Origin of the sequence: Nonomuraea ferruginea, assembly GCF_039540635.1 — a bacterium.
Lineage (GTDB): Bacteria > Actinomycetota > Actinomycetes > Streptosporangiales > Streptosporangiaceae > Nonomuraea > Nonomuraea ferruginea.
This window is the reverse complement of the sequence record NZ_BAABFD010000004.1, coordinates 35,019-61,505: the sequence shown is the minus strand read 5'-3', so window position 1 is coordinate 61,505 and position 26,487 is coordinate 35,019. Positions and strand designations below refer to the sequence as shown.

Below are 26,487 nucleotides of genomic sequence, written 5' to 3'. Positions count from 1 at the left end.
CGAACGCAGCCGGTTAGCGAATCTCCAGCAGCGTGATCTCGGGCGGCGCCCCCACCCGCACCGGCGGGCCCCAGAACCCGGCGCCGCGCGTCACGTACACCTGGACCCCGTCCACCGCGGCGAGCCCTGACACCACGGGCTGCTGCAGCGGCACGATCAGGTTGAACGGCACCATCTGCCCGCCGTGCGTGTGACCGGACAGCTGCAGGTCGACGCCGTGACGCGCGGCCTCGGCCACCTGCACGGGCTGGTGCGCGAGCAGCACGACCGGGCGGCTCTCGTCACGGCCGCCGAGCGCCGCGGCGTAGTCGGGGCCGTCGCCCCCGGCCGTGCCGGTGACGTCGTTCACCCCGGCCAGGTCCAGCACGGCGCCCTGGTGGCGGATCTCCACCCGCTCGTTGCGCAGCGAGCGCACCCCCAGGTCGCTCAGCTCCTCGACCCACTCGCCCGGCCCGTTGGCCGTGTAGTACTCGTGGTTGCCCGTCACGAAGTAGGACCCGTACCGGGACTCCAGGTCGCGCAGCGGCCTGGCCAGCGGCCCGAGTGCCTCGACCGTGCCGTCGACCATGTCGCCGACGATCGCCACCACGTCGGCCTCGAGCCCGTTGATCATGCGGACGATGCGTTCGGTGTGCGCCTTTCCCGTGAGCGGGCCCAGGTGGATGTCGCTCACCACGGCGAACCGCAGGCCGCTCAGCCGGGAGTCGAGCCCCGGCAGGGTGACCGAGGCGCGTTCGATCACGGGGTCGCCGAGCGCCCGCGTCACCCCGTACCCGACCGTGCCCAGCGCGCCCACCCCGGCGGCCAGCGCGGTCGCCCGCCCGATGAACAGCCGCCTGCCGGGGTCGGCGGGCGCGTCGGCGACCAGGACGGCTCCGCCCGCGGGCACGGGCTCCCTCGCGCGCAGCACCGCCGCCAGCACCGCCCGCGGCACCTCCAGCGCCAGCAGGATCCAGAACAGGTAGAACATGACCGCGACCCACATGAAGCCCGGCCAGGCCAGCCACGACAGCCACGGCACCCGCTGCGCCACGAACGTGACCACCACGAGCACGAACAGCCCGGCCACCGCGAAGGTCAGCCGCCCGCGCGCCGCCCCCGGCCGCGTCGTCGCCCGCACCAGCCGATGCCACAGGTAGAAGTGGACCCCGGCTAACACGCCCAGGACCACGAACAGGAACGCCACGCCGTCATGCTATGAGCGGCCCCGAACCGGCGCGGTCCGCCCCCTGAGAACCCTCTCAGGACTTGGTGGCGGGCTTCTTCTTCGCGGCCGGCTTCTTCGCCGGAGCCTTCCTGGTGGAGGTCTTCTTCGGAGCGGGCGCGCGGTCGCGCCGCTCGGCCAGCAGCTCCGCCGCCCGCTCGATGGTGATCTCCTCCACCGTGTCGCCCTTGCGGAGCGAGGCGTTGGTCTCGCCGTCGGTGACGTACGGACCGAACCGGCCCTCCTTGACCACCACCGGCTTCTTGGAGTGGGGGTCATCGCCCAGCTCGCGCAGCGGCGGCGCGGCCGCGGCCCGCCCCCTGCCCCGCTGCTTCGGCTGCGCGAACAGCTCCTTGGCCTGGTCGATCGTGACCGTGAGCAGGTCCTCCTCGGACCCGAGCGACCGCGAGTCGGAGCCCTTCTTCAGGTAGGGCCCGAACTTGCCGTTGTGCGCCACCACCTGCTCACCGTCGAGCTCGCCCACCACGCGCGGGATCGACAGCAGCCTGAGCGCGTCCTCCAGCGTGATCGTGTCGAGCGACATCGTCTTGAACAGGGAGCTCGTGCGCGGCTTGGGCGCGTCGGCCTTCTTCGTGCGCCGCTTCTTCTCGCCCTCGGCGGGCGGCGCCTCCTCGGGCAGCACCTCGGTCACGTACGGCCCGAACCGCCCGTCCTTGGCCACGATCATGTGACCGGTCACCGGATCGGGCCCGAGCTCACGGTCGCCGGTCGGGCGCGAGATCAGCTCCTCGGCCTTCTCCGCGGTCAGCTCGTCGGGGGTCATGTCCTCCGGGACGTTGACGCGCGTGCCCTCACGGTCGAGGTACGGGCCGTAACGGCCGACCCGGATGACGATGTCGGTGCCCCTGATCGGGAAGGAGCTGATCTCCTTGGCGTCGATGTCGCCCAGGTCGGTGACCATCTCCTTGAGGCCCTCGTCGCCGTCGCCGCCGTAGTAGAAGCGCTGCAGCTCCGGCACCCGCTCCGCCCGGTCGTTGGCGATGTCGTCGAGCACCTTCTCCATGTCGGCCGTGAAGTCGTAGTCGACCAGGTTGCCGAAATGCTGCTCCAGCAGGTTGACCACGGCGAAGGCGAGGAACGACGGCACCAGCGCCGTGCCCTTCTTGAACACGTAGCCCCGGTCGAGGATCGTGCCGATGATTGACGCGTACGTCGACGGACGGCCGATCTCCCGATCCTCCAGCTCCTTGACCAGCGACGCCTCGGTGTAGCGGGCCGGCGGCTTGGTCGAGTGGGCGGCGACGTCCAGCCGCGAGACGGTGAGCGCGTCGCCCTCCGCCAGGTTGGGCAGCCGCTTCTCCGAGTCGTCGCGGTCGGTCGCCGGGTCGTCGTGACCCTCCACGTACGCCTTGAGGAACCCGTAGAACGTGATCGTCCGGCCGGAGGCGGCGAACTCGACGTCCTCGCCCGCCGACGACCGGCCGCCCACCTTGACCTGGATCGACTCGCCGACCGCGTCCTTCATCTGGGACGACACGGTCCGCTGCCAGATCAGCTCGTAGAGCCGGAACCTGTCGCCGCTCAGCCCGGTCTCGCCCGGCGTGCGGAACTCCTCGCCGGACGGCCTGATCGCCTCGTGGGCCTCCTGCGCGCTCTTGACCTTGCTGCTGTAGAGGCGCGGCTTGTCGGGGACGTACGCGGCGCCGTACAGCTTGATCGCCTGCGAGCGCGCGGCCTGCACGGCGGTCTCCGACAGCGTGATGCTGTCGGTCCGCATATAGGTGATGTAGCCCTCTTCGTAGAGGCGCTGCGCCACCTGCATCGTGTACTTGGCGGAGAAGCCCAGCTTGCGGCTGGCCTCCTGCTGCAGCGTGGTCGTCCGGAACGGCGCGTACGGCTTGCGGGTGTACGGCTTGCGCTCGACGGACTTGACGGCGAACGACGAGTCGCCGAGCCTGGCGGCCAGCTCGCCGGCGGCCTGCTCCGACAGGTGGAGCACGTCGGCGTTCTTCAACTGCCCGGTGCTGGCGAAGTCGCGGCCCTGGGCCACGCGCTTGCCGTCGACGCCGGTCAGCGTCGCGCTGAAGTCGCGCGGCCGCTCCTCCGGCTTGCCGCTGTCGAACAGCGCCTGCAGGTCCCAGTAGTGGGCGGCGGTGAAGGCCAGGCGGTCGCGCTCGCGCTCCACCACCAGCCGGGTCGCCACCGACTGGACGCGGCCGGCGGACAGCCTCGGCTTGACCTTCTTCCACAGGACCGGGCTGACCTCGTAGCCGTAGAGGCGGTCGAGGATGCGGCGGGTCTCCTGGGCGTCGACCAGGCGCAGGTTGAGCGAACGGGGGTTGGCGACGGCGTCGCGGATGGCCTGCGGGGTGATCTCGTGGAACACCATCCGGTGCACCGGCACCTTCGGCTTGAGCACCTCGCGCAGGTGCCAGGCGATCGCCTCGCCCTCGCGGTCCTCGTCAGTCGCCAGGTAGAGTTCGTCGGCGTCCTTCAGCAGCTGCTTCAGCTTGCTGACCTGAGACTTCTTGTCGGGGTTGACCACGTACAACGGCTCGAAGTCGTGCTCGACGTTCACGCCGAGGCGTGCCCACGACTCCCCTTTGAACTTCTCGGGGATGTCGTCGGCCTTCTCCGGCAGATCGCGGATGTGGCCGATGCTCGACTCGACGATGTAGCCGGCGCCGAGGTAATCGCCGATGGTCTTCGCCTTGGCGGGCGACTCGACGATCACCAGACGTCTTCCGCCGGCACTGCCGTTGTTGGCTGGCACGCTGCTTCCTACCTCGCTGTTCGCTTGCAGTCCCCCTGCCGGACGTCCGGCATAGATCTGAAAGGTAACCCCTCGCTCGGAAATTTCCTTCCCCCGGGCTACCCACTGGCTTCCGGGTCCATCCACGAGCACGCAGAATAGGGCCCATCGAGCGGCATGGCGCCCTGACTCACCCTGGAGACTAATCGTTGTGCTCGACTACTCCTACATGGATCTCTTCATCCCGCGCGACCTCTCCCGAGAAGCCGCACGTCAGCTGCTGACCGAGCACGCAGAGTACGGCAAGTGGGAACTCGCCCGAGTGCGCAAGCACGCGGACGGCAGCAGGCACGTACGCCTCCGACGCAAGATCGTACGGGTGCGCAGCACCCTCGCACGCCCAGGCTGAACACCCGGGCATGGCTTTGCCCGTCCCGGGCCGCGCCCCCGGAACGGGCAAAGCGTTCAGCGCGCGCTGCCCCTGGAAGGCTTCCAGGGGCAGCGGCCGTATGCGGACACCTACCTATGAGCTATCCGAGGCGCGGGTCGCTCAGCGGGTGTCACTTGCTGGTGGGACGGAACCGGCGGGTGGCCGCGAACAGGGTCGCCGTCACCGCGAACAGCCCGCCCAGCGCCAGGGCCAGCAGCGAGGCGGCGGACATCCCGGTGACGCCCGCGGGCTGGGCGGCGCTCATCAGCCCCAGGTCGCCGGCGGGCAGGCCGCGGGTGAGCGACTTGACCGTGCCGCCGACCGGGGTGGCGGCGACCAGCTCGGTGGCCGGGTTCGCGGAGCCCGCGGTGTGCTTCTTGGACGGCTTGGCAGGCTTGGCCGACTTGGCGGGCGTGGCCGGGGTCGACGGCAGGCCGGGCATGCCGGGCACCTGCGGCAGGCCGAGCTGGCCGACGACGTCGCCGACGACCGGCAGGCCGCCGCCGCTCATCTGCTGGGAGGCGTTGCCGAGACCCTGCGCGCCGCTCAGCGCGGGCAGCACGGGCAGGGCGGGAACCATGCCGCCGCCGCTCTGGCGCGCCTTGCCGGCCAGCGGGGTGTTGTGGCGGTAGCCCTTGCCGGGGCCGGGGCGGCCCACGTGGGCGCCGCCGAGGCACCCGGCGGCGGCGTCGCCCAGGACGGCCACGGCGTTGCCGCAGACGTTGACCGGAGCGGTGATCGGCGCGACCAGCTGGTTGCCGGCGAGCACGCCCGAGCGGCCGGACGTCCTGTTGCCGCCCGCGCCGGAGCCGCCGCTCTTGTGCACGCTCGCCCCGCCCTTGCAGTGAGCCTCGGACTTGCCGAGCGCCGCCACGGCGTTGCCGCAGGCGTTGATGGGGGCGGTGATCGGGGCGACGATCTGGTTGCCGGAGAGCACGCCCGACCGGCCGGACGTCCTGTTGCCGCCCGCGCCCTTGCCGCCGTTCTTCACCGAGACGCCGCCGACGCACCCGGCGAACGCGTCACCCGCCACGGCGACCGCGTTGCCGCACACGTTGACCGGGGCGGTGATCGGGGCCACGATCTGGTTGCCGGAGAGCACGCCCGACCGGCCGGACGTCCTGTTGCCGCCGGCGCCGGAGCTGCCTCCCTTGTTGTGCACGCTCGCCCCGCCCTTGCACCCGGAGGTCGCGTTGCCGACCGAGGTGCCGCAGGCGGTGATCGGCAGGTTGATCGGGGCCACGACCTGGTTGCCGCTGCCCGCGCCGAACCGGCCGTCGGTGTCGTTGCCGGTGGAGCCGCGCTGATAGCCGTGGCTCTGGTGGCGGCGGCCGCCGTCGTTGGTGACGGACGCGCCGCCCCGGCACCCGGCGAACGCGTCGCCGAACGCGGCCACCGAGTTGCCGCAGATGTTGACCGGCGCGCTGATCGGCGCGATCACCTGGTTGCCGCCGAGCACCGAGCCGCGGCCCGACGTGGTGTTGCCGCCCGCTCCCGTACCGGTGTTGCGCACCGAGGCCCCGCCCTGGCAGCCCGCGGCCGCGTCCCCGAAGATCGCCACGGCGTTGCCGCAGGCGTTGATCGGGGCCGAGATCGGCGCGTTGATCTGGTTGCCGCCGATGATGCTGCGGTCACCGGAGGTGCGGTTGCCGCCCGCGCCGCCCTTGCCGGACTTGCGCACGGTCGCGCCGCCCTTGCACCCGGCGTCGGAGTTGCCGAACAGCGAGACCGCGTTGCCGCAGGCGTTGACCGGCGCGCTGATCGGCGCGTTGATCTGGTTGCCGCCGAGCACGCTCGACTCGCCGGAGGTCCGGTCGGAGATGCCGCCCCTGCCCTGGTCGACGACGGACGCGCCGCCCGCCGAGGTGGCGGTGGAGTCGCCGGCCACGCCGACGGCGTTGCCGCTGATGTCGATCGGCAGCGAGACCGGCAGGTTGACCTGGTTGCCGCCGCCGATGGAGTGGTCGCCGTCGGTGTCGGCCGAAGCCGTGCCGCCGCCGAACGACAGGACCGCCACGGCGAGCAGAGCCGCGGGGGTGGAAGCCTTCGCCCATGTACGCATGAGAATGCTCCTACTGATGTTTGGGGGGAATTACCTGACAGCCCGCGGCCGGCCCGGAGCCATGCGAGAGCACAGCGGAAACCCCGGGGAGCGCGAACCTGCTGAAGTGATCGACATGTCACCCGCTGACGGAGGGGAACTCGGCCACGCTCCGCCGCCGGCCGGAAAAGGGCCGGAACCTTGTGGCGGGGATTAGTCAGGTGAGAAAGAAGGGTCGTCCGCCGCTGCGCGGACGACAGGGGGTCGCACGTAAGCGGGAACGACGCGCCTCACATCGAGCCGCGGGTCGAACCCGTACCGTGTGACATCCCCCATGCTCGGCCCGAACGGGCCGTTGCCACCGCCGGTGGGCACCAGACCGTCGGTGTCGAGAATCTGGCCGGTGGGGCCGGGCGACGGCAGACCGTGGTCCGACTGGCTGGTGAGCCCGTCGACCGTCAGCCCCGCCATGGCCTCGGCGTCGTCGGACGCCACGACCGCGAGGGATGAGCCGTTTCCTGACGCCGCTCCTATCGCCGTCCCTGTCGCCGCGATGGAATCCGCGGCCGCGGGAGCGGCGGTGAGCATCTGGAAGATCACGGCGAGCAGCCAGCCGGCGGCCACAAGACCGCCGACTGCAACCGCACGCACCAGGACCCGACGAGCGACGGCCGCGAACCGCGCCATCCGGTCAACCCGGCGGGCGCCGGTGGGCACGCTCCGCACAGCGAGGGACCGCTCCCTCTGCCGCTGTGCGGTCATGCGTGCCACGTGACCTCCCGAAAGGACGACCGGCGCAAGGGCCGGTCGCATGACAACCCCTCAACGGTCCGTAACCGTAGCAGTACTCAAGGTTGTCGCAAGCGCTTTTCACCGGAGATCCAGCAACTGGTCAAGCTCGCCCGCCCAAACCCTCTCGAACCACCCTCGCCCCCCATGACACGGCCTGCTCCCGGCGACCTGTGCGTCACGCATGGCGTCTCTCCCCATAGCTGGTATGACGCACCCCGAAAGGTTTGCTAACCTTACGGAGCCGACGCGGGATGACGGTCTCGCGTGCAGGCACCACGTCCGGGTGGCGGAATAGGCAGACGCGCTAGCTTGAGGTGCTAGTGCCCTTTGCGGGGCATGGGGGTTCAAGTCCCCCCTCGGACACAAACCGGTCGCCTATGGGGTCCTGGTCATGAGCACTCGTGACCAGGACTTTCTGTTTCACGGGATGAAAGGTCAACCGCATCCCGATGCCCGCATAGATCTTGGCTTTCCGGAGCGGGTCGGCGTTCGACAGGACTCGCACCATGTCTCCAAGCCTATGCGTGATCTCCGCGATCTCGTCACGGCCCAGCCGCTTCTGCTGCGGCGGGACGTGCGCGCGCTGGAGACGTTGCTCAGCCGCTGCCTTGCGATCGAGTTCTTCCTGCATCCATCCCGCGACGAGCGCCGGATCGGCGCCCGCCTCAAGGGCCGCCCGATGCTGGGCGAGCTTCCGATCGCATTCGGCGATCTGCCGGCGTGCCCCAGCGAATGCATGAGCCTCCGGCGGGACCAGATCCTGCGCGGCCGTCAGAGCGTCGAGGGTCCGGTCGAGATTGTGTGGCGCGAACAGCCGGCCGAGCCAGCGGTCCAGCCGCGGGACGACCCGGTCCTCTCGCAGATAGACGTTGCGGGGATGCATGACGCGATTGGCCAGCGCGTACTCCTCGGGGAAGCGGCAGCGGTAGTAGGGCGCGTCGTTGACCCACTGGCCCTGCATCCTGCGGTCGCAGACCCCGCAGTACAACAGTCCCCGGAGCTGGTACGGCTTCGGGGTGCGTTTGCGGGTCTTGTCGGTGTGCCGGTCGCCGCGCCCCGTCAGCGTCGCCTGCACGGCGTCGAAGTCGCCCTTGGACACGATCGGCGGGTGGACGACTGTCTCCGACCACACCCACTCATGCTTGGAGTTCCACCGGAGTTTCGTGGTGTGGCCGAGGCCGACATCGTCGACGTCGATGAGGACCTCGTCCTTGCGCTGGCGGTTCCACACTTGATGGCCGGTGTAGCGGGGGTTGGTCAAGATGGCCCGTATCGCGCTCTTGGACCAGGCGATGCCGGAGCGGTGGCGGTTCCGGCCAGGGTCGTGAGCTGACGGGCATGGAATCCCGCTGTGGGTCAATCTTTCGGCGATGGCGAACAGGCCGTAGCCGTCGAGGAAGGCTGCGAAGATCTCTTCCACCACGGGCGCGGCGGCGGGATCGAGTTCCAGCCGGTGGGCACGCTTGCCGTCGGCGGCCTTGGCCGGGTTGGGGTGTGGACCCGCGTCGGCCAGCCGGTAGCCGTAAGGTGGCCGACCTCCCAGGAAGCGGCCCTCCATCTGGGCCTGGGCGGACATGGCGGTGCGCACACGGACCTTGATGCGGTTGCGCTCGCCTTTGCTCATTCCGCCGAACACGCTCATGACCAGGTCATGAGCCTCGTTGGTCGGATCGATCGGGCCGCCCACCTCCGGCACCCAGAGCGGGACCCCGAAGTGCTCGAAGACGGGGAAGGTCAGGCCGTACTGGTTGCCATAGAAGGCCCGGTGTGGTTCACCGATCACCACTGCGTCGAAGCCGCGATCAGGGTTGCGCAGTGCGGTGAGCAGCGCCGCCGCGTGCGGGCGGCGCTGCCAGGGGATCGAACGGGACTTGTCGATGTCGAAGAACTCGGCGACGATCACGCCCCCGCGCGCCTCGATGAGCGCGCGGGAGCGGGTGATCTGCCAGGCCCGCGAGGACTGGGGGTCTTGGTTGTCCTCAGTGGAGACCCGGCCGTAGAAGGCGAAGGGGATGGGGTCCATGGTTTCCTTACGCGGCATTCGGACGGCTGGCCGGCTTGTCTCGGTGAGCCTCTAACAGCAGGGCGAGCAGTTCGGCGGCTGCGCCGGGCGTCAGGCGCGGCGGTCCGCTGGGAACGACAACGCGCGGAGTCGATTGGTTACGGGTGCTGGATGCGGTCATGATGGGAGGCGCTCCTATGCGTTCGTTGCTGGGCGGTAGGAGTGCGGCCCCGGCGACATGCTTGGCGGTATGGGCGTCGGGGCCGTTTGTAAGCCGTACCTCGGCGAAGAGGCCCAGGACATAGCTGGCGCTTTTGCACACGAATGGCGACGGTGCACGCCTCGGGCGGATTTTCATGGGACATCCTCAGGAGCGATCCCACGGCGGCACAGGGCACACTCTCCTGGGCGAGGGTCGCCGTGTGCGCAGACAGGAGTGGTTGCCTCTGCCACGGTTCGACCATGTGGACTTCCCGGCGGTTTGCGCGGTGGAGCAGGAAGATCGGCGAGGCGTGCCGATAGGACGGCGTAAGGGTTACGAACTCCTCTGCTGTTGCCTCCCACGTGCTCGGCGAGAACGGTGGCATCCCACCCGTTGGCAAGCGCATCCGAGATGGCGGGGGTTAGACGACGCGCCTGCCTATCCGACAGCGGCCAGCCCGAACCAAGATCAGCGAAGAACTGCTTGATCAAGGTGACGTGGCGTGGCTCTTGCCGACTGTTGGGAGACCCGCCGCCAGGCCCTAGATTGTTGCCGGACACGCTGGGGCGGGCCCGAGCCTTCGCGGGAGGTGGTGGTTCGTTGTCTGGTTCTTTGGACGGTTCGGGTGCAGCCTCTGCACCCCGTGACCGTGCTGGTTGCACCCCGTTCGAATGCTGGTTGCACCCCGTTGCCCCGGGGTGCAACGGCTGCACCTCGTCTTCATGGTCATCCCCGGCATGCTGAGAGAAGTACACAGAGACCTCTCTTTCCGCAGCCTTCGCTGCGGCCACACGAGCAGAGATGCCGGGAAACTGGACCTCCAGCGCTTTGAGGTCAACGGCATCCAGATCAGTACGTACACGCTCCATCGCCAGATCCCAACCCTGCGGACGCCGGTCCGAGCGACTGATGTACGCGGCCACGATGTCCGGATTACAGGGGCTGATGATGTGATCGGCTTCGAGACGGTCCAGGGCTGTGCGGACGGTGCGCTCGCTCAGGCGGGTGTAGCGCACGAGCCGCCTGGTGCTTGGGAAGGCTCCTGTACCGTCCGGAGCAGCATGGTTGGCCAGTCCGACCAGCACCGACGCGCACGAAGGACTGGGCTTGCCGTTGGAGTCCATCGGGACAGGGGCAAGGTTGAGTGCCCAATTCAGCGCTTCGAGACTCATCCCCGCTCTCCTACGGTGAACTGGGTGGCCGAGCCGTTCCGGTCCCCAACAGCGCCGGTGAAAGCTTGATTTCGACCAGTCATGTGCATGCTGACGGCGGCGTTGCGAAGGCAATCCATGCGGGCCGAGCAGATACGAACTGTCTTACGAGGTGCAGCCAGTTCTGACAAGGCCGTGTCAAGTCGACCGACGGTGCCACCATGAGCAGAGCCCAGTTGTTGGGCCGCCAACATTCGCGCCGCAAAGGAGGAGGTGCGGGCCTCGGAGGGGTTGCCGTGAGCACTAGGGCGGGCCGACGAGGACTGCGCTATCTCGGCAACCGACCCTGACTGGGGTGACCAAGATCTTGTCAAGTGGCCCCTTCGGAAGTCAGAGTGGAGAAGACAGCCCGTGAGAAGAGATGGCATGCTGAACATGACCAACTCCTTTCGAGTAGGTCTGACGAGGAGGCCCGGCGCCCGAGCCGCCAAGCAACGTGGCGCCGGGTCCTCCCTGGTGATGAGGTTGCAGAGGATCCCCTTATTGGGGTTCGGCCAAAGGCTGTTCATCGGCGGCGTTGCCATCTCTCCGCGCCACAGCCAGCGGCGTTTGTCCCGATGTCTCACCCCTCACGTTTCGGGTCGATTGAGGATGCATCAACCCCATGATTACACAGTGGCCATTACTTGGAGTTGAATGAACTGTCAGAAATTCTTGCCCAACCTGCGGCTTGACGTCCGGGCTGGCGCCGTCGACCCGCAAGGGCGGATCTCACCTCAACACACAGCGCCTGCATCTCTCCCAGGCCAACGAGACTGGTTGAAGACTATTGTACTAGTACAAGATAAGTCTAGTTCAATGTTGCTTTCCTGGTTCAGCTAGAGGGCTTAGCCTTGGTGTCGTGTCAGTGCCTGATTTCAGCGATCCCCAGCCTGCGTACCTTCAGATCGCCGACGACCTGCGTCGTGAGGTCACGGAAGGGCAGCTCAAGGTGGGTGAGCGACTGCCGGCTCGACGGCAGTTGGCCCAGCGCTACAGCGTGGCTGTCGAGACGATCCGTCGCGCCTTGGACGAACTCACGCGTGACGGCTTGATCAGTACGCAGTCAACGCGTGGTACCTATGTGGTCAAGACTCCTGATCAACTTGAGCCGCCTGCCGAGCTGCAACAGGTCATGGACGAGGTACGGCGGCTGACCGAGCGTCTTGTGAGCTTGGAGGTCCGTGTGAAGGAACTCGAAGACCGTTGATCACCTTCACGCTCCCGACGCCGCACAGGCCTTCTTTCCTGTGATCCTTCCTCGCCAGTTGCCGATCCGCCGTCGAGAAGGCGCGGGTCCAGGTGGAGCGGACCGAGCGCAGCGAGGGCCGACTACCTGGAAGCGCGGCGAGCGACGGCCATAATCAGGCCTGCGAGGAAGGACGGGTGCCCTCGATCCTCTTCCCGTATCCCGCCCGCTCACGGAAATGACGTGCGAAGCCGGCCTCGACCCGGCTCTTGACTCACCAACGGGACCGACGCCTTCGCCAGCCCGGGGCTGCCCGATCCCTGCCTATCGGCTGAGCCCTTGCCCATGATGGGATTCGCTGTCGGAGCGGTGGCCGGGTGGCTGGTACCCCTGCGACTGGCCGCGCTGCTCGACACCATCACGCATGCGCTGGCCTGGCTTCTGCCGCGCGTCCGTGCGCCGGGCCGCGTATCCGGCTCGGAGGAGTTGTTCGAGGTTGCGCTGGTCCGGGATCAGGTCCATGCGGAGCACGGCCTCGCCTTGGCAGGCAGTGAGTTCGCGCTGGGCGGCGGCAAGCTTGCGGCGGTGCTCAGCGGCGAGCATCCGCGTAACCGCGACATCGCGTTCTCGTGCCGTGCGCAGGGCGGTGTCGAAGGTGCGCGTCAGTTCGGAGTGGCGGCTCCGTACCTGTGGCCAAGCACCTCGGGGCGGAGCCTGTGTGGCGGTCTGGCGGGCGTACTCCTCCAGCTCCGCAGCCTGCGCGAGGATTGGCCCCAGTTGCTGGGTGAGGCGGTCCTGCTGCTCGTGGAGATCGGTCAGGGCGGTTGTCAGGGTGCGTCGGCGGGCACGGTGCCAGGGGCGCAGATCGGCCAGCTCCCTCTCGATGGCGCGTTCTCGCCCTCGCAGCCGGGCCAGACGCTGGCGGCCCTCCGCGAGGATCTGGCGAGCCTGCCGGAGCCGGTGGGCGGCGGTCTCGGCCGTCTCGATCCGGTGGTTCTGTTCCTCAAGGTCGGCGCGCTCGGTCAGCAGGCGGCGTTCGTGGCGACCGCCGCCCTCGACGGTGAGACGTCGCGTGCTCTGGTCGGCGGCCTCGATGTGGGCGGCCGTCGCGGACAGCCGGTTGGCGAGCTGGACCATGCGCTGATGCAGTTCGGCGTCGCTGATCAGCCCGACACCGTACGGAGTGTCGGTGAGGGACCGCAGGGGGCGCGGGCGTGGCACCGCCTGGTGAGCTTCGCCGTCGGCGGCCTGCAGCTCGGCCTGTGCCCGCTCAAGCTCGCCTTCAGGAGTCTCGCCGGCGCGTGGGGTGGGTTTCGGCTGGTGGGCGATGGGTGCGGGTTCCGGGGTCAGGAGCTGGTCGGCGCGGTCGCCGTGCAGGGTCGCGGCGTAGGCGGCCAGGGCACGCTGCAGTTCGTCGGCCGGGCCGTGGACGGGACCGTGCCGGAGCCGGTCGGCGTCGCTCTCCAGGAGCTCGCGCGGTAGGTACAGGCGGGCGCTGTGCCGGTCGCGGCTCATGGCCGTGTACAGCGTGTGCGGGTCCAGGCCCAGGCCGTAGATGAGGCTGTACTGGCTGGTCATGCCCTGGGCGGAGGCCACGGTCATCGCGGTGCCGTACGACAGGCCGCCGGCGGCGATGTAGGCGGGGCTGACCCATTCGCGTGCCAGGGCGGACCCGTCCGGCCCGGTCCGGCGCCATGCGACCTGAACGCCGCGCCGGGGGTCGAAGGCGGTGATGTGGCCGCGGTAGCCGTTGAGCACGTCCACCGGGCCTTCGCCGCGGCGGGCCCGGTAGTCGTTCTTGCGTACCCGTACGTGATCCCCGACGGCCAGGGCGATGGTGGCGCCGCCAGCCAGGTGGTAGACGCGGTCGGGACCGGACAGCTCGCCCAGCTCGCGGCGGATCGCCCGGGCGGCCAGGTTGAGCCGGTGGGTGGCCTCGTTGGTTCCCGCCAGCACCAGCAGGTCGGCCAACTCGTCATGCGTCCGGAGGCCTTCGGAGCTCCGGTACGGTTGCCGGGCGGTCGCCCAGTCGGCGATCAGACGCGCCATCGTGTCGTCAGCGCCGGCCTCCGCGCGGACGCGGCCACCCGCCGCCCAGGTGTGCAGAGCCTGGCGACGTTGACCGGCGCGGAACAACTCCAACGCGCGGCGTTCGAGCGGATCACGCTGACGGCGGTTGTGCCGCAGCACCAGCCCGTCGACCTGGCGATGGATGGCGGCGAACCCGCCACCGACCCCGATCGCACGCAACTGCTGGGGGTCGCCCAGGAGTACCACCTTGGTGCCGTGCCGTTCGGCGTCGGCCAGCAGCGTGGCCAGCTGCCGGTCGTCGGCCATCGCGGCCTCGTCGACCACCAGCACGTCCACTCCGGCCAGACCCGCACCGCCCTGGATGCGCAGCAGCCAGGTGGCGATGGTGTCGGTGCCGATGCCGGATTCGGCGCGCAGCGTGGCGGCGGCCACCGCCGCGGTGGCCGCGCCCCGCACCACCAGGCCGCGGCTCTCGTACGCGGTGCGGGCAGCGGCCATCAACGTGGTCTTGCCCGCGCCGGGAACCCCGATGATCGCCTCCACCCCATGCCCAGCGTGCAGGATGCGCTCCAGCACGGCGCGTTGTTCGGCGGTGAAGGTGAGCTGGTGGCCGACTTGGAAGGTGTCCAGGGCCAGGCGTACGGCGTCGGCGTCGAGCACGGCCACGCCCCGGTGGTACCGGCGGCGCACGCTGGCCAGGAGCATCCGTTCGGCGTGCAGGATGTCGGTGCTGGTGTAGCGGGCGGAGTTGGCCATGTGCCGCGCCCCGGCGTCGGGCAGGCGGACCGCCGGCGCCAGCGTCAGTACCTCGTCGGTGAGCGCCTCGGCTTCTGCCAGGCTGGCTATGCCGTCGGGCAGGGCGTCCAGGACCGCGGCCAGCACATCGGCCCGGGAGACTTCCTTGCGATGCGAGGTCAGCCCGCCCTCGGGCCGCCAGATCCATGCCGCGATCTGCGCCGGAGAAGGCCGGGCGGGCAATCCTGCGCCGCTGCGGCAGGCCTCGACCAGCGCGGCGGCGTCCACGCTGGCCGCGGCGAGCTGGCGGTACCAGTCGGCCCGCAGTTCGGCCTGTCCGGGGTCGATCCTGTGCTGGCGGCTTTCGGCCGAGGCCACCTTCTTGGCCTGGCGCGAGGCCTCCCCCGCGGTGAAGCCGAGGCGGGCCAGGATCTGTTTGACCTGGCCGTCGCGTTTGGAGAACAGCGCCCGCACCGCGGCGGGGATGGCCGCGATCTCCCACGCGCCGTTGTCCGGATCCCGCATCCAGGCGATGGCCTCGCGGTCGATCATCTCGCGCCGTATCCGCGCTTTGAAGAAGGCGTCGGCGGCGTGCGCGTGCCGGTACAGGTCCCGCCCGCCGGAGGCGACCGCCGACCATTTCCCGTCCAGGCCACGTACCGCGTTGGCGATGACGATGTGCGCGTGCAGGTGGGGATCCGGCGCCGCCGCGCCGACCGGCCGCGCGGTGCGGTGCATCATCATCCAGCCCAGCAAGCCCGTCGCGGCCATCTGCCCGGCCACCCTGCCGTCGCCCTGGTGGCCGCGCTGCCCATAGCCCACCCACTGCTCGACCGCCGCGACCGTCTCGAACGCCGCGTCGACGACGATGCCTTCCAGACGGGCTGCGAGGTCCGGCTCGGCTATGCCGGCCAGCAGCGACATGCTCTTGGTCACGTCCAGCGTCAGGTCATAGCCCCGGTTGCCGATCCTGACCCGGGCATCGCGCCACTTGCGCGCGTACGCCAACGCCTCTGGCTCGTACGCCTCGGCTAGGTCGACGCCGGCGGCGCCGGCGGCGCGGGCCAGCTGTTCCAGATCGCCGATGCGCACCAGGTGCGCCTCACCCTGCCGGGCGACACCGCGCGCCATCTGCGCCGCCCGCTTGACCATCGCCGGGCGGTCGGCCAGCAGGCTCGCAACGGTGGTGCCGCGTTCGGCTGCGGCTGTCTCCAGCGCCTCGTGCAGCGGGGCCACGGGCAGCTTGCCGCGTGGATCGACAACGTGCTTGGCCTTCATCAGCAGCTCGCCGGTGTTCGGGTCCTCACCGCTCATCAGGGCCCGCGCCTTGTCATGCTGGTCGGCCGCCAGCGGGCTGCCAGGGGCGATGCCGAACTCGCGCAGTCCTTCGCCAATCCATGCCAGGGCGCGGCCGCCGCCCAGCCGGTAGCTCAGCTGCCTGTCCGGCTCTTCAGGGGGTTCGTGGCCGTGCTCGTCAGCGTGCGGCACGCCGCAGCCAGCGCCCTCTTGTAATCGGTAATCCACCTGCTCGATGCAGGGGCCGAGCGCGTTCACCCAGGCCATGCGGTCCCCCGTTCAGACAGCGGCAGCAGCCCCAAGACGTATCGCAGATACCTTTCGTCTACCGTGTAAAACGATCTTGTCATGTAGTTTGACATATTTTGTCGACATGCACTAGAGAGTTCCAGTGCATATGCGGCTGGTCGTGAAGTGGCCGTATGAACGTATTGGGATATACATCGGTTTCTATCGGAACTGAGCAAGGATCACTGGCCTGGATCTGCGGGGCGCCACATTGAGCCGCGTATGGTGCGCCCTCCTCGACTCCAGGCGGCGCGCAAACACAGGGAACAGGGCGACGTTCCAGGTCTGCTCTACCGTCCGGCACTGGCTCGGCTCGGAAAGCGAGAAGGCTCAGACGAATGGACAGTATGGACACCGCTCTGCCATACCCGGCCGAGGACAGCCACGCCCACCCGATACGCGACAGCCTGGTCAGCCTGCTGACGGTCATGCGGCCGGACTGGGGCAGCTGCCAGGCCGTCGCCGCCCGCGTACGTTTCGCCGAGCACCGCATGGGGCTCTCACTGCCGCAGGCCTGCCTGCACACCGTCACTTCCGCGCTCACCCCGAACGCGCCGCCGGACGCCTTAGAAGGTCGCCGCCGACCGCGCGATGCTCGCCCAAGCCCTGGCCATCGCCCGCCGCCGCCAAGACCGCCAGGAATGGGCACGGCGCCAGCGCGCTGGCAAGCACGCCCGACGACGTGCCGCGCGCAGGAGGGCTTCACCCTCGACGACCAGGAGTCAGGGCCGGACGGCCGCGCCAGGCCCGCGGCCGGGTCGTGACACCGGCGGAGTTCACCGCCCCGTACGGAAGAATGCCGTCATGGGCGAATCCCCCCGCGACCCCCGCCCACAGACGGCATCGCACACGAAATCGCAGGTGGTCCTGATCGGTTCGCTTGCGCGCGGAGGTTGAATTGCCACGAAAGGTCACCCCGGCCCAGTACAAGCGCATGGTTGACGCCTACAACCGTAAGCTGAAGCAGGCCGTCGACAAACACAACCGTGAGGCTGCGGCGCACAACCGCAAGGTGAAGCGCGCCATCGACGACTACAACCGCGACGTGCGCGCGCACAACGCGCGCGTGCGTTCCAATCAACAGCGGCTCAACGCCGAGATCGCGCGACTCAACCGCCAGCGCTCGACGACCCGCTACGTCACGGTGCAGACCTCCACCATCGCGCTGCACACCGCGTACTCCCACGTCGACGAGCAGTCCGAACTGTGGAACGAGCGCGGCCAAGAGCTGGCCGACTTGGCGGAAGCCGAGACGGCCAACAGCGCGCACGTCGCCAACACCCTCCTGGGCGAGACAGCCGCCGACGCGGAGGAGACCGAGGAAACGTCGCTCACCGACGAACTGTCCGCCCTATCACTAGACCTGCACAAACGCTGGGAGGGCGCCCGCTTCGCGATCAATCCGCGAAACCCCGACGCTGCGCGACACTTCTGCACCAGCGCCCGCGAGGTCATCGTGGAGCTGATCAACATGAAGGCTCCCGACGCCGCGGTGCTGCAAGCCAAGCCGAACTGCGAGCGAGGACCGGATGGCAAGGCGGTCGCGCGGCGAGAGAAGATCAATTACCTGCTCAGGCTGAACGGCGCCAGCTACGAGGCCCTGGGCGACTTCGTAGAGACCAACATCAACGACATAATGAATCTATTCTCCCAGTTCAACAAGGGCACACACGGCACGGCAGGACGCTTCGACATCCCCACCCTTCGCACGATCAAGCACCGCGTCGAAGACTCGATTCGATTCCTATCCACGCTGGTCCGAGGCTCCAGCCACTGACCCAGCCGTCAACGGCAACGGTGGTCACTGTTACCTGGGTGGGTGAGCAGGTCACGGGCGTGGCGGATCTGCTCGGGCGTCATGGCCGGCGGGCGGCCCAGGCGCTGGCCACGAGCGCGAGCGGCCTCCAGACCTTCACGAGTGCCTTCGACGATGAGTTCGCGGATGAACTCCGCCAGGGCGGCGAAGACGTGGAAGACCAGCCGGCCGCGGGGGCGGTGGTGTCCAGGGCTTCGTGCAGGGAGCGGGAGCCGATGCCGCGCTTGCGCAGTTCGGCGACGATCGCGATGAGGTCTTGCAGGGAGCGGCCGAGCCGGTCGAGGGAGGGCACGGGGGCTCGCCCCGAAGTGTGGACACCGGTCGTTATGCGGCGAGCTGCACCCTATCGATGGTCTGCTGCTCGTAGTCGATCGGGCTGAGGTAACCGATGCCGGAGTGCCGCCTGCGGGTGTTGTAGCGGGTGATCCACTTGAACACCGCCAGGCGGGCCTCACGCGCCGAGGACCACCGCGTGGCTCCCTGCAGCGTCTCGCGTTTCAGGGTGGCGTTGAACGCCTCCGCCGCGGCATTGTCGGCGCTTTAACCGGCTAATGGCCCCGGTTGCCGGCGTTGGCCGGTTAACGCTTTCAGCCGACCCGAGTAGCGAGTCGCCGGAGTTGCTCTTCGTGGTGACGGACCCGAGCGGCGATGGCTTCCAAGGCGGTGTGGAGAGTGTGGATCTCGTCCAGGAGGCCGGTGAGGGTGCCGTTGGTGGCAGCGCGGTGACGGTTTTCCTCGATGACGGCGCGGAGGCTGGGGCTGCGGTAGAGGGTAGTGCGGCCCAGCCCGGTGAGGCTGGCCACGGCGGTGAAGGTGACGGGTTGGCCGTCGCGGTGGAGCTGGGCGCATGCCTTCTCGACGCGGTGGAGGGTGTCGCTGGTGGTCATCCGGCGTGGGCCTCGCTGATCAGGTGGTCGAGTCGGGTGATGAGTCGCCGGTGTCGTTCGGCTTCGGCGATCCAGCCTCGATTTCGGCGTCTTGGGCGAGCGCGTCTGCGTCGACACGCTGGGCGGCGAGGATGGGCAGCGAGCTGGGTTCGGTGTGGAAGCTGGGGCAGTGCTCGCAGATGTTGGCGTAGGTGCAGGCGCCCTGGGCGGGTGCGCGTAGGCAGAAGCCGCCGGCCATTCTGGATTTGATCAGCGGGGTGTCCTTCCAGTCCTTGCCGCCGGTGATGTCGGCCAGGGGCAGGTGGACACGGCCGGGGGCCGGGGTGCGGGCTTGTTGTTTGGCCAGGTCGAGGGCTCGTTCGTATTCGGCGCGGACGGTGGTGTCGAACAACCGTCCATAGCGCAGACTCATCTCTGCGGAGGCGTGTCCGAGCAGCGCCATCAGCGCCTGCAACGAGACCCCGGCGTTCACCAGGGCCGTGGCGTAGGTGTGGCGGAGCTGGTGGGAGGTGATGTGACCGAGTCCGGCTTGCTGAGCAGCGCGATCGAGTTCGGCGCGGACGGCGCCTTGGCCCAGGCGGCGGCCGTGGTGGGTGAACAGGAACTGAGCCGGACGCCGGTAGCGGGGATGCGGCATGGGTCTGCCGTGCGTGCGCAGTTGGATGATGCGGTCGATCAGGTCGAGGATCTCCTCATCGAGGGGGACCATGCGTTCGGTCTCCAGCTTCCCGAGGCCGATCTTCAGCCAGCTGCCGTGGCCGGGAACCTCATGGACGCAGTCGAGCTCCAGGTCCAGGAGTTCCCCGATGCGCAGCCCGCAGGCGCGTTGCAACCTTAGGGCGCAGGCGGCCAGTTGGTTGCCGGGATGGTCGCGGAGCTCTTCGGTCAGGCGGCGATCGGCATCGACGGGCAGGTAGCGGGGCAGCACCTGCGGGAGCTTGGGGTTGTCATCACGGAACACCAGCTTGCGGGCGGGAGCCTCGGCCCAGCCCCACTCGGTGATGTCGGTGAGGAAGCCGGTCAGCGCGATCACCCGGCGGGAGCGGTCGGCGACGGTGCGTCGACCAGTGCGGTGAGGTAGGGCTCGATGTGACGTTGCCGGTCCAGCTTGGCGATCGAGGTGAGTCCGGGATCGATGTGGGTGAGGAAGAGGCCGAAGTGCTTGAGCCGGGTGGCGATCGCGGAGACGGTCTTGGGCTGGCAAGTGGCGCGCTTGCGTTCCAGGTAGGCGATCATCGTGGTGCGGATCGGTTCTGCCACCTCGGCCAGCCGCTCCTCGAAGGGGACCGGCCCGCCCGTCCTCGGCAGCGTGTCGATAATGCCCAGGTGGAACAGGACCCGCTGGGCGTTGCTGAGCGCGGACAAGTAGTGGCGGTGGTCCTTGCCGGTGCGGGCGCTGCGGGCGACGCAGGCGGCGGCGAACTCTTCCAGGTCGGCCAGGGTGAGCTGTTGGAGGACGGGTCCGGCCTGGATGAGCAGCCGGGCCGGCACCTGAGAGCCGGTGGCCAGACGCACGCGCAAGGAGAAGCCGAGGTGCTCGGCGGCGGTCATGAAGCGCTGCACTCCCGCAGCGATGGGCGAGTCCTCGATCTCTCGCCAGAACGTGGACAGTTTGCGTTCCAGCAGATAGTCGTAGCCGGGTCGTAGTCCGCGGTGCAGCATGAGGAAGGTGATGATCGGCCGAGTGTGCGCATCGGCCGACAAGCGGATCTCCAGCGGTTCGGCGGCCCAGCGACCGGGGTCGGGCCAACGTTCGAAGAACACTCGCGCGGCCTGCTGATAGGGACGGTTGCCTCGCCCGGTCCGGCGCAGATAGTCGAGGTAGTCGGCGTGGAGGCTATTGCTGGGCGCGGATGCGGCTGTGTGCGGCATCGAACTCGGCTTTCACGTGGGCGGGTGCCAGATGGATATAGCGGGCGGTGGTGTCGACGTGCGCGTGACCGAGCAACGCCTGCATCACCGCCAGGTCGACTCCGGCTTCGGCCAGTGCGGTGCCGAAGGTGTGCCGCAGCGCGTGGGGATGACCTGCGGTGATCCCGCTGACGGCGCGGTGATAACGGAAGATCGTGCGCAGCCCTGCCGCCGTGAGCGGTCGTCCCCGGTTGGGGCCCTTGACCACCAGGAACAGCCGCTGCTCGGTCGACTCGGGACGCTCGGCCAGCAGATATACCTGGATGACCGAGGCGACGTCGGCGTCCAACGGGACGCGCCGCTGCCGATCACCCTTGCCGAGCACGCTCGCCCAGCGGCCACCGATGTCGGCGTCGGCGACGTTCAAGCCGAGCACCTCGGCCGAGCGCAGCCCGCAATACAGCATCAGGCCCGCGATCGCTCGGTCGCGCCAGGTGTGGAAGCTGGCCAACAGCTCCGCCGCCTGGGTCTGGGACAGTGCTTTGGGCAGGCGTCGGGGCTCACGCAGCCGTAGCGAGGAGCGATTCTTGGGGCGGCGGATCGTGTGCGCGAGCATCCCGGACCGCTCGCCGGCCACCCGCCAGCGCGCCTCGCGTCCTTTCGGGACCGGGTTGATCGACTCCGGGTCGCGCATCGTGACGAACGTGAACAGCCCCGAGATGGCCGCCAGTCGCCGGTTGATCGTCGTGGCGGCGTACTGATCCATCCGACGGCCCGACAAGGTGACCACGTTCGGGCCGCCGCGACGCCCGGGAACCTTGGCCTCACGACAGGCGTGCAAGAACTTCAGCAGCGTCTCGGTCGTCACCTCGCCCAGCGACACGTCCTCGCCCGCCAGCCAGCGGCAGAACGCCAGCAGGTCATAGCCATAGGCGCGGACGGTCTTGGGCGAGTAGTTCCGGTCGGCCAGATACGCCAGATACTCATCGACCAGGACGAACTGCCCGGCGGACGGTCCTGCCAGCATCCAGCTGCCCTCACGCTCTTCCAGCCGGAGTCCTTGTTCGATCATGAGAACAGATGTATCCGCGATGGCCCCATCCGGCCAGGAGGTACCAGATCACGGCGTGTCACTGACCTGGGGAAACAATCGCATTAGCCGGTTAAGAGGGACGAGCCGACCGCTCCCATGGACTGGCGCACCCCGAGCTCAGCACAGACCTTGGCGAACTCGGCCGAGGTGTACTGCGCCCCATGATCGGCATGAAAAATCGCCCCGTGCAGGCTGCCCCGCGTCGTGGCTGCGGCCCGCAGCGCGTCGGTCACCAGCTCGATGCGCAGGTGATCGGCGATCGACCAGCCCGCCAGCCGGCGGGAGCCCAAGTCCAGCACGGTCGCCAGATACAGGAACCGACCGTCACCGACGGGCAGGTAGACACCTCACGCGAGTGAGATGTCAAGCGGCGGTAGGGGTTTCTTCCTCAAAGGGTCGGGGCCAGGCGATGGCTTCGGTGTAGGGAACGCCGTTGCGGAGGCAATGCCAGAGCTTGGCCAGCATCTTGTTGGCCAAGTTCCTTAGGGCTGCGTTGTGGCTGTCTCCGGTGGCTCGTCGCTGGTCGTAGTGGGCTCGCGCTCCGCGTGATTTGGTGATGGCGGCGAAGGCCCACCAGTGGCAGGCGTCGGCCAGCCGCTGGTTGCGGATATACCGGGCTGAGACGATCTTCATCTTGCCGGAGGCTCGGGTGATCGGAGCAGTGCCGGCGAAGCCACGCAGGCCTGCGACGTCGGTGAACCGCTGCTCGTCATCACCGAGTTCGCCCAGGATGCGAGCGCCGAGAACGGTGCCCAGACCGGGCATGCTAGTGATGATCGCGGCCTGCTCGTGGCGGGCGAACAGGTCAGCCAGCTCTTCCTCAAGGGCATCGATGGCGCCGCTCATGGCCTTGATGACATCTACGAGGCCCGCGACGGCGACGCCGAAGGCATGTTCTACCTCTTCAGGCTGACGGAGTTGCTGCTGGCGGAGCTGGGTCGACAGACGCTGGGGCAGACCGGCGTCGATTCGTCGACCGGCCCTGCGCAGTAGGGCCTCCATCCGCCCAGGCGTCAGCTTGGCCGCGCTGCGCGGATCGGGTGCGGCCCGAAGCACCGCCAGGGCTGTCCGCTGGGTTAAAACCGGGAAGGCGGTCAGAGCCGCCGGATAGTACTCACGCAGTAGCGAACGCAGCCGGTTGACCGTCTGCTGACGTGCCCAGATGGCCTCTTGATGTTGCCGAGCAGTTGCCTTGATCCCGCGGGCCAGCGTGCTGTCCGCGGGCAGCGGCCGATGCTGATGCCGATCGGTTCGCAGAACGTCAGCCAGCACCGCAGCATCTCCGGGGTCGGACTTCCCACCCGCCTGACCATGCCGTTCTCGATAGCGAGCCACCGCCCGCGGATTGATCGGAAACAGTGTGAAACCGGCCGCGGCCAAGGCTGCGACCAGCAGTCCTTTATCGGTCTCGATGGCGATTTCGACGCTGGTCGGCCCTTCCTCTCCTGCGTACTCGGCCAGCAGCTCCATCAGCCTCCGAAAGCCCGCGAGGTCATCGCTGATCCTGGCGCGTGCCACGATCACGGCGTCTGCGTTCATGAACGCGACGTCATGATGCTTCTCCGACCAGTCGATTCCGCAGGTAATCCGCATCAGGCCCCTCTTTCAGCGATGTGACGGACGTTCGAGCACAGGGCCTGCGCAGCACCCTCATGGATAGCGCTCATGGCGCGACACCTCACCAGCTGGCTGCAGACCCAGCAGCCGACGGGGCCACCGTCTACATGAAGACCTCTACCGGAAGTCCGTGATGTCTGAGTGGTCACCCGCCGACAGCTCGACCTGCACCCTGCCCGATCAACCCTGTGGCTCTCCCATGAGGTGATGTCGCCGACGTAGCGCAGGTTCGCAGCCGGCGCGGTGAAGTCCCGCCCGATGAGGTCGGGCACCTTGTGATGCGAGGGTTCCGGCACCGTGGTGCGCACCTTCTTACGCAGGTGCAGCCCGACGATGCCGAAGCAGCGCATCACCCGCGCCACCCGCTTGTGGTTGACCCTGCGACCTTGTGCCCGCAGCTCGGCGGTGACGCGCGGACTGCCGTAGGCGCCGTCGAACTCCCCGTGGACTGCCTGATTTCCGCGGCGAGTACGGCATCGGCCGCGGCCCGCTCCGCCCGGGCCGGCGCCGCCTTGCGCCACCGGTAGAACCCCGAACGGGACACCTTCAGCACCCGGCACAGCCGCTTCACGCCGAAGGCGCCCTGATGGTCCTCGACGAACTCGAAGCGGCTCAGGACCCGTAAGACAATTACTGCCGGTTTCAGTGCAACTTCGGTGAGTGGCGTGCTAGGTGGACTTCCATGGCCATATCAGAGGCGGTCCTGGCGGTCCTGGATGTGAAGTTCGCGGCCGTGCTGCCACATCTGGACGAGCGGCAGCGTCGTCTATATCTGGCTTCAGAAGCCGATGCGCTCGGGCACGGCGGAATCGCGGTGGTGGCCAGGCTAGCAGAGGTATCGGAGTCGACCGTCACGCGGGGACGTCTCGAGCTCGCGGGCGGGGCACTGGTGTTGGGGCGGGCGCGCCGTCCCGGTGGCGGGCGCAAGTCGGCTGTTGAGCGTGACCCTGGCCTGATGCCGGCACTCGAGGCATTGATCGAGCCACGAGAGGTCGGCGATCCGGTTTCTCCGCTGCGCTGGACTACGGCCTCGTTGCGGGACCTGGCCAGGGAGCTGACCGCGGCGGGCCATCCGATCAGCGCCCCAGCGGTGGGCGATCTGCTGCGCTCGATGGGTTTCAGTCTCCAGGGCATGGCCAAGAGACGTGCTGGCAGCCAGGTCCCTGACCGAGACGCCCAGTTCCAGCACATCAACACCACGGTCGAGCAGTTCCTGGCCCGCGGCCTGCCGGTGGTGAGCGTGGACGCCAAGAAGAAGGAACCGATCGGTGACTTCGCCCGGGCAGGTCGCACCTACCGCCCCAGGGGAAAGCCGATCACAGCCCCAGATCACGACTTCACCTTCGCTGATACCCCGGTCGCGATCCCGTATGGCGTCTATGACCTGGGGCAGGACGTCGGCTGGGTGAACGTGGGCACCGACCGCAACACCGCGGCGTTCGCGGTGGAGTCCATCCGCCGCTGGTGGAACCAGCAAGGCCGAGGCGACTACCCCGACGCAACCCGGCTACTGATCACCGCTGATTCTGGAGGTGCGAACTCCGCCGACTCCCACCTGTTCAAGAACGACCTGGCCGCCTTCGCCGATGAGTGTGGGTTGGCCATCACCGTCCTGCACTTCCCGCCCGGGGCTTCGAAGTGGAACAAGGTCGAGCACCGCTTGTTCTCCCGCATTACCCACAGCCTGCGCGGACGGCCCCTGAACAGCTACGAAGTGCTGCTGCAGAGCATCTCGGCCACCCGCACCAGCACCGGACTGACCGTCAGCGCCGTCCTGGACGATAACGACTACCCAACAGGCCGCACGCTTACCAAGGAGCAGCGCAAGGCGCTCCTTCAGCGCGTCCAGCGCGACGACTTCCATGGCGAATGGAACTACACCATCGCCCCCTACGACCCCAGCAAGGCACCGCCGCTGGAGCCGGAACAAGCGAAGGCGCCCCCGATCCCGGCCGAGGCCACTCACCTGCTCACCCACCCCGCCCTGACCGGTATGTCCCGCGACCAGTTCGCCCGGCTCGTGGAAGAACTCGAGCCGTGGCGCCGGACTCTGGCCGAGGCCGAGCGCGAGAAAAGGAAAGGCATCAACCGGCGCGGATACAACCCCGGATTCGGCTTCCTCGACCACCGCCACCGTGTCCTGGCCGCTGTCCTGAGCCACCGCAACACCGTGACGCTGACCTTGGCAGCCCGGTTACTCGGCCGAGACCGCAATACCTTGAGCTACCACGCCCACCGGACCATGCCCTTGCTGGCCTTCGCCACCCCTGACCTCGTCGCCGTCCTCGCCCAGCCCCGGCGGCGGACCCACCCGCCCCGCGCGATCGAAGCCCTCCAGAACGCGATCAACATCTACGAGAACAACATCAAATCAGGCAGTAATTAGTTGACGGGTCCTCACCAGTTGGTCTCTCCCGCGAAATACTTGGCCGCCCGGCGCAGAATGTCGCGCTCCAGCTCCAGTTCCCGGATTCGGGCTTTGAGCTGCTTGTTCTCCTCTTCCAGCACGTCGTCGGACGATAGCGGGCCACGCGCCGGCCACTTGCCCGGGTCCCGCTCCTTCGCGCCAGCGGTGCAGGACGCCTGCGTCTGACGCACCCAGTTACGCAGCGTCTCCCGGCTGATCCCCAGGTCCTCGGCCACCGAGGCCAACGTCCGGTCCGGATCGGACAGGTACAACGCGACGGCGTCCGCCTTGAACTCCGGCGGATACGACTTCATCGCCACGTGGAACTCCTTGTCTCCGGATCTCCATCATCCGGTACTCAAGGTGTCCACACCTCGGGGGGAGGTTCCCACCACGAGGGTGTCGCCTCCGCGCAGGTAGTCCAGCGCCTTGGCCATTTCGTCGCGTTCGGCGTTCTTGCCGGACTTCATGTCGGAGAAGATCCGCATGCACCCGACCGCCTTGAGCGCGGTGATCTGTCGGTCGAAAAGCTGGCCGGCGGTCGAGACGCGGGCGTAACCGATGAGAGCGCCGGAGGAGTTGGCGGGTTCGGCGGCCAACGGATCGTCAACGACAAGATCATTAGCGGGAGCGTCGGCGTTTCCGGCGACCGACGGAGTGATCGTCACCGCCTCATTGTTTGAGATACGGTCCCGGGAAGATT

At 68.4% G+C, this 26,487-nt stretch carries 17 protein-coding genes, 1 tRNA gene and 6 pseudogenes; 5 read left to right on the top strand and 19 right to left on the bottom strand.

The annotated features are described in order from the left end of the window. Nucleotides 1-13 precede the first annotated feature (13 nt). Complete coding sequence (locus ABD999_RS09060) at nucleotides 14-1,186, bottom strand: metallophosphoesterase (protein ID WP_271275248.1); 1,173 nt, start codon at nucleotides 1,184-1,186, stop codon at nucleotides 14-16. Nucleotides 1,187-1,241: 55 nt separating this feature from the next. Further along, nucleotides 1,242-3,938: a type I DNA topoisomerase gene (topA, locus tag ABD999_RS09055; protein WP_271275247.1), complete on the bottom strand. Its 2,697-nt coding sequence runs from the start codon at nucleotides 3,936-3,938 to the stop codon at nucleotides 1,242-1,244. Between the two features lie 190 nt (nucleotides 3,939-4,128). Here topA and ABD999_RS09050 point away from each other — a divergent pair, with 190 nt between their 5' ends. After that, entirely contained in the window at nucleotides 4,129-4,326 is a 198-nt protein-coding gene (locus ABD999_RS09050; RefSeq protein ID WP_148035686.1) for a DUF5703 family protein, read from the top strand. Between the two features lie 151 nt (nucleotides 4,327-4,477). On the opposite strand, the gene ABD999_RS09045 is transcribed toward ABD999_RS09050, so the two are convergent. Together ABD999_RS09045 and ABD999_RS09040 are read right to left on the bottom strand one after the other, a co-directional pair. After that, nucleotides 4,478-6,409: a chaplin gene (locus ABD999_RS09045; protein WP_271275246.1), complete on the bottom strand. Its 1,932-nt coding sequence runs from the start codon at nucleotides 6,407-6,409 to the stop codon at nucleotides 4,478-4,480. A 192-nt stretch (nucleotides 6,410-6,601) separates the two neighbouring features. Then, the gene (locus ABD999_RS09040; protein WP_271275245.1) at nucleotides 6,602-7,075 is read right to left on the bottom strand and encodes a hypothetical protein; all 474 of its coding nucleotides are present in this window, start codon (nucleotides 7,073-7,075) and stop codon (nucleotides 6,602-6,604) included. Between the two features lie 382 nt (nucleotides 7,076-7,457). On the opposite strand from ABD999_RS09040, the gene ABD999_RS09035 reads away from it, so the two are divergent. After that, a tRNA-Leu gene (locus tag ABD999_RS09035) sits at nucleotides 7,458-7,543 on the top strand. Between the two features lie 580 nt (nucleotides 7,544-8,123). Here ABD999_RS09035 and ABD999_RS43895 read toward each other — a convergent pair. Together ABD999_RS43895 and ABD999_RS43890 are read right to left on the bottom strand one after the other, a co-directional pair. Further along, nucleotides 8,124-9,203, bottom strand: a pseudogene (locus tag ABD999_RS43895) (recombinase family protein); the annotation flags it as partial. Nucleotides 9,204-9,536: 333 nt separating this feature from the next. Beyond that, on the bottom strand, nucleotides 9,537-10,508 hold the full coding sequence (locus tag ABD999_RS43890) for a helix-turn-helix domain-containing protein (RefSeq protein WP_378525221.1): 972 nt from the start codon (nucleotides 10,506-10,508) through the stop codon (nucleotides 9,537-9,539). A gap of 928 nt (nucleotides 10,509-11,436) precedes the next feature. On the opposite strand from ABD999_RS43890, the gene ABD999_RS09020 reads away from it, so the two are divergent. Further along, nucleotides 11,437-11,784, top strand: a complete 348-nt coding sequence (locus ABD999_RS09020) for a GntR family transcriptional regulator (protein ID WP_271275242.1) — start codon at nucleotides 11,437-11,439, stop codon at nucleotides 11,782-11,784. Nucleotides 11,785-12,087: 303 nt separating this feature from the next. Here ABD999_RS09020 and mobF read toward each other — a convergent pair whose 3' ends face one another. Further along, the gene (mobF, locus tag ABD999_RS09015; protein ID WP_271275241.1) at nucleotides 12,088-16,092 is read right to left on the bottom strand and encodes a MobF family relaxase; all 4,005 of its coding nucleotides are present in this window, start codon (nucleotides 16,090-16,092) and stop codon (nucleotides 12,088-12,090) included. A 955-nt stretch (nucleotides 16,093-17,047) separates the two neighbouring features. Here mobF and ABD999_RS09010 point away from each other — a divergent pair. Beyond that, a complete protein-coding gene (locus tag ABD999_RS09010) occupies nucleotides 17,048-17,890 on the top strand; it encodes a pPIWI-associating nuclease domain-containing protein (protein WP_271275240.1) in 843 nt (280 codons plus the stop codon). A gap of 8 nt (nucleotides 17,891-17,898) precedes the next feature. Here the strand turns inward: ABD999_RS09010 and ABD999_RS43885 are convergent, their stop codons facing one another. The 10 genes and pseudogenes from ABD999_RS43885 to ABD999_RS08965 all read right to left on the bottom strand — a co-directional run. Continuing rightward, nucleotides 17,899-18,057, bottom strand: a complete 159-nt coding sequence (locus tag ABD999_RS43885; protein WP_271275310.1) for a hypothetical protein — start codon at nucleotides 18,055-18,057, stop codon at nucleotides 17,899-17,901. A 105-nt stretch (nucleotides 18,058-18,162) separates the two neighbouring features. Further along, nucleotides 18,163-18,221 (bottom strand): annotated as a pseudogene (locus ABD999_RS43880) (hypothetical protein); the annotation flags it as partial. A gap of 32 nt (nucleotides 18,222-18,253) precedes the next feature. Continuing rightward, a pseudogene (locus ABD999_RS09000) lies at nucleotides 18,254-18,469 on the bottom strand (integrase core domain-containing protein); the annotation flags it as partial. 47 nt (nucleotides 18,470-18,516) lie between these two features. Further along, entirely contained in the window at nucleotides 18,517-18,816 is a 300-nt protein-coding gene (locus tag ABD999_RS08995; RefSeq protein ID WP_271275313.1) for a DUF6262 family protein, read from the bottom strand. A gap of 19 nt (nucleotides 18,817-18,835) precedes the next feature. Further along, nucleotides 18,836-19,849 carry a tyrosine-type recombinase/integrase gene (locus tag ABD999_RS08990; RefSeq protein ID WP_271275239.1) on the bottom strand — a complete coding sequence of 338 codons (1,014 nt, stop codon included), beginning with the start codon at nucleotides 19,847-19,849 and terminating at the stop codon, nucleotides 18,836-18,838. After that, the gene (locus tag ABD999_RS08985) at nucleotides 19,846-20,580 is read right to left on the bottom strand and encodes a hypothetical protein (protein ID WP_271275238.1); all 735 of its coding nucleotides are present in this window, start codon (nucleotides 20,578-20,580) and stop codon (nucleotides 19,846-19,848) included. The genes ABD999_RS08990 and ABD999_RS08985 overlap by 4 nt, the downstream gene beginning before the upstream one ends. A gap of 73 nt (nucleotides 20,581-20,653) precedes the next feature. After that, nucleotides 20,654-21,739, bottom strand: a complete 1,086-nt coding sequence (locus tag ABD999_RS08980; RefSeq protein WP_271275237.1) for a tyrosine-type recombinase/integrase — start codon at nucleotides 21,737-21,739, stop codon at nucleotides 20,654-20,656. Between the two features lie 98 nt (nucleotides 21,740-21,837). Next, nucleotides 21,838-22,101, bottom strand: a pseudogene (locus ABD999_RS08975) (transposase); the annotation flags it as partial. A gap of 22 nt (nucleotides 22,102-22,123) precedes the next feature. Next, nucleotides 22,124-23,353, bottom strand: a complete 1,230-nt coding sequence (locus ABD999_RS08970) for an IS110 family RNA-guided transposase (protein ID WP_271275236.1) — start codon at nucleotides 23,351-23,353, stop codon at nucleotides 22,124-22,126. A gap of 227 nt (nucleotides 23,354-23,580) precedes the next feature. Further along, nucleotides 23,581-23,996 (bottom strand): annotated as a pseudogene (locus ABD999_RS08965) (IS3 family transposase); the annotation flags it as partial. Nucleotides 23,997-24,059: 63 nt separating this feature from the next. On the opposite strand from ABD999_RS08965, the gene ABD999_RS08960 reads away from it, so the two are divergent. Then, on the top strand, nucleotides 24,060-25,763 hold the full coding sequence (locus tag ABD999_RS08960; RefSeq protein WP_378525209.1) for an ISAzo13 family transposase: 1,704 nt from the start codon (nucleotides 24,060-24,062) through the stop codon (nucleotides 25,761-25,763). Here the strand turns inward: ABD999_RS08960 and ABD999_RS08955 are convergent. Together ABD999_RS08955 and ABD999_RS08950 are read right to left on the bottom strand one after the other, a co-directional pair. Further along, a pseudogene (locus ABD999_RS08955) lies at nucleotides 25,758-26,104 on the bottom strand (transposase); the annotation flags it as partial. The gene ABD999_RS08960 and the pseudogene ABD999_RS08955 overlap by 6 nt on opposite strands. 27 nt (nucleotides 26,105-26,131) lie before the next feature. Next, on the bottom strand, nucleotides 26,132-26,452 hold the full coding sequence (locus ABD999_RS08950; protein WP_271275235.1) for a recombinase family protein: 321 nt from the start codon (nucleotides 26,450-26,452) through the stop codon (nucleotides 26,132-26,134). Nucleotides 26,453-26,487 lie beyond the last annotated feature (35 nt).

Excerpts from the sequence above, each read along its gene's own strand:
- ABD999_RS08960 (WP_378525209.1), top strand. The coding sequence starts at position 24,060 with ATGGCCATATCAGAGGCGGTCCTGGCGGTCCTGGATGTGAAGTTCGCG.
- ABD999_RS09045 (WP_271275246.1), bottom strand. The coding sequence starts at position 6,409 with ATGCGTACATGGGCGAAGGCTTCCACCCCCGCGGCTCTGCTCGCCGTG.
- mobF (WP_271275241.1), bottom strand. The coding sequence starts at position 16,092 with ATGGCCTGGGTGAACGCGCTCGGCCCCTGCATCGAGCAGGTGGATTAC.
- ABD999_RS08995 (WP_271275313.1), bottom strand. The coding sequence starts at position 18,816 with ATGACCACCAGCGACACCCTCCACCGCGTCGAGAAGGCATGCGCCCAG.
- ABD999_RS09040 (WP_271275245.1), bottom strand. The coding sequence starts at position 7,075 with ATGGCGCGGTTCGCGGCCGTCGCTCGTCGGGTCCTGGTGCGTGCGGTT.
- ABD999_RS43890 (WP_378525221.1), bottom strand. The coding sequence starts at position 10,508 with ATGGACTCCAACGGCAAGCCCAGTCCTTCGTGCGCGTCGGTGCTGGTC.
- ABD999_RS08970 (WP_271275236.1), bottom strand. The coding sequence starts at position 23,353 with ATGCGGATTACCTGCGGAATCGACTGGTCGGAGAAGCATCATGACGTC.
- ABD999_RS09010 (WP_271275240.1), top strand. The coding sequence starts at position 17,048 with ATGGTTGACGCCTACAACCGTAAGCTGAAGCAGGCCGTCGACAAACAC.
- ABD999_RS08980 (WP_271275237.1), bottom strand. The coding sequence starts at position 21,739 with ATGATCGAACAAGGACTCCGGCTGGAAGAGCGTGAGGGCAGCTGGATG.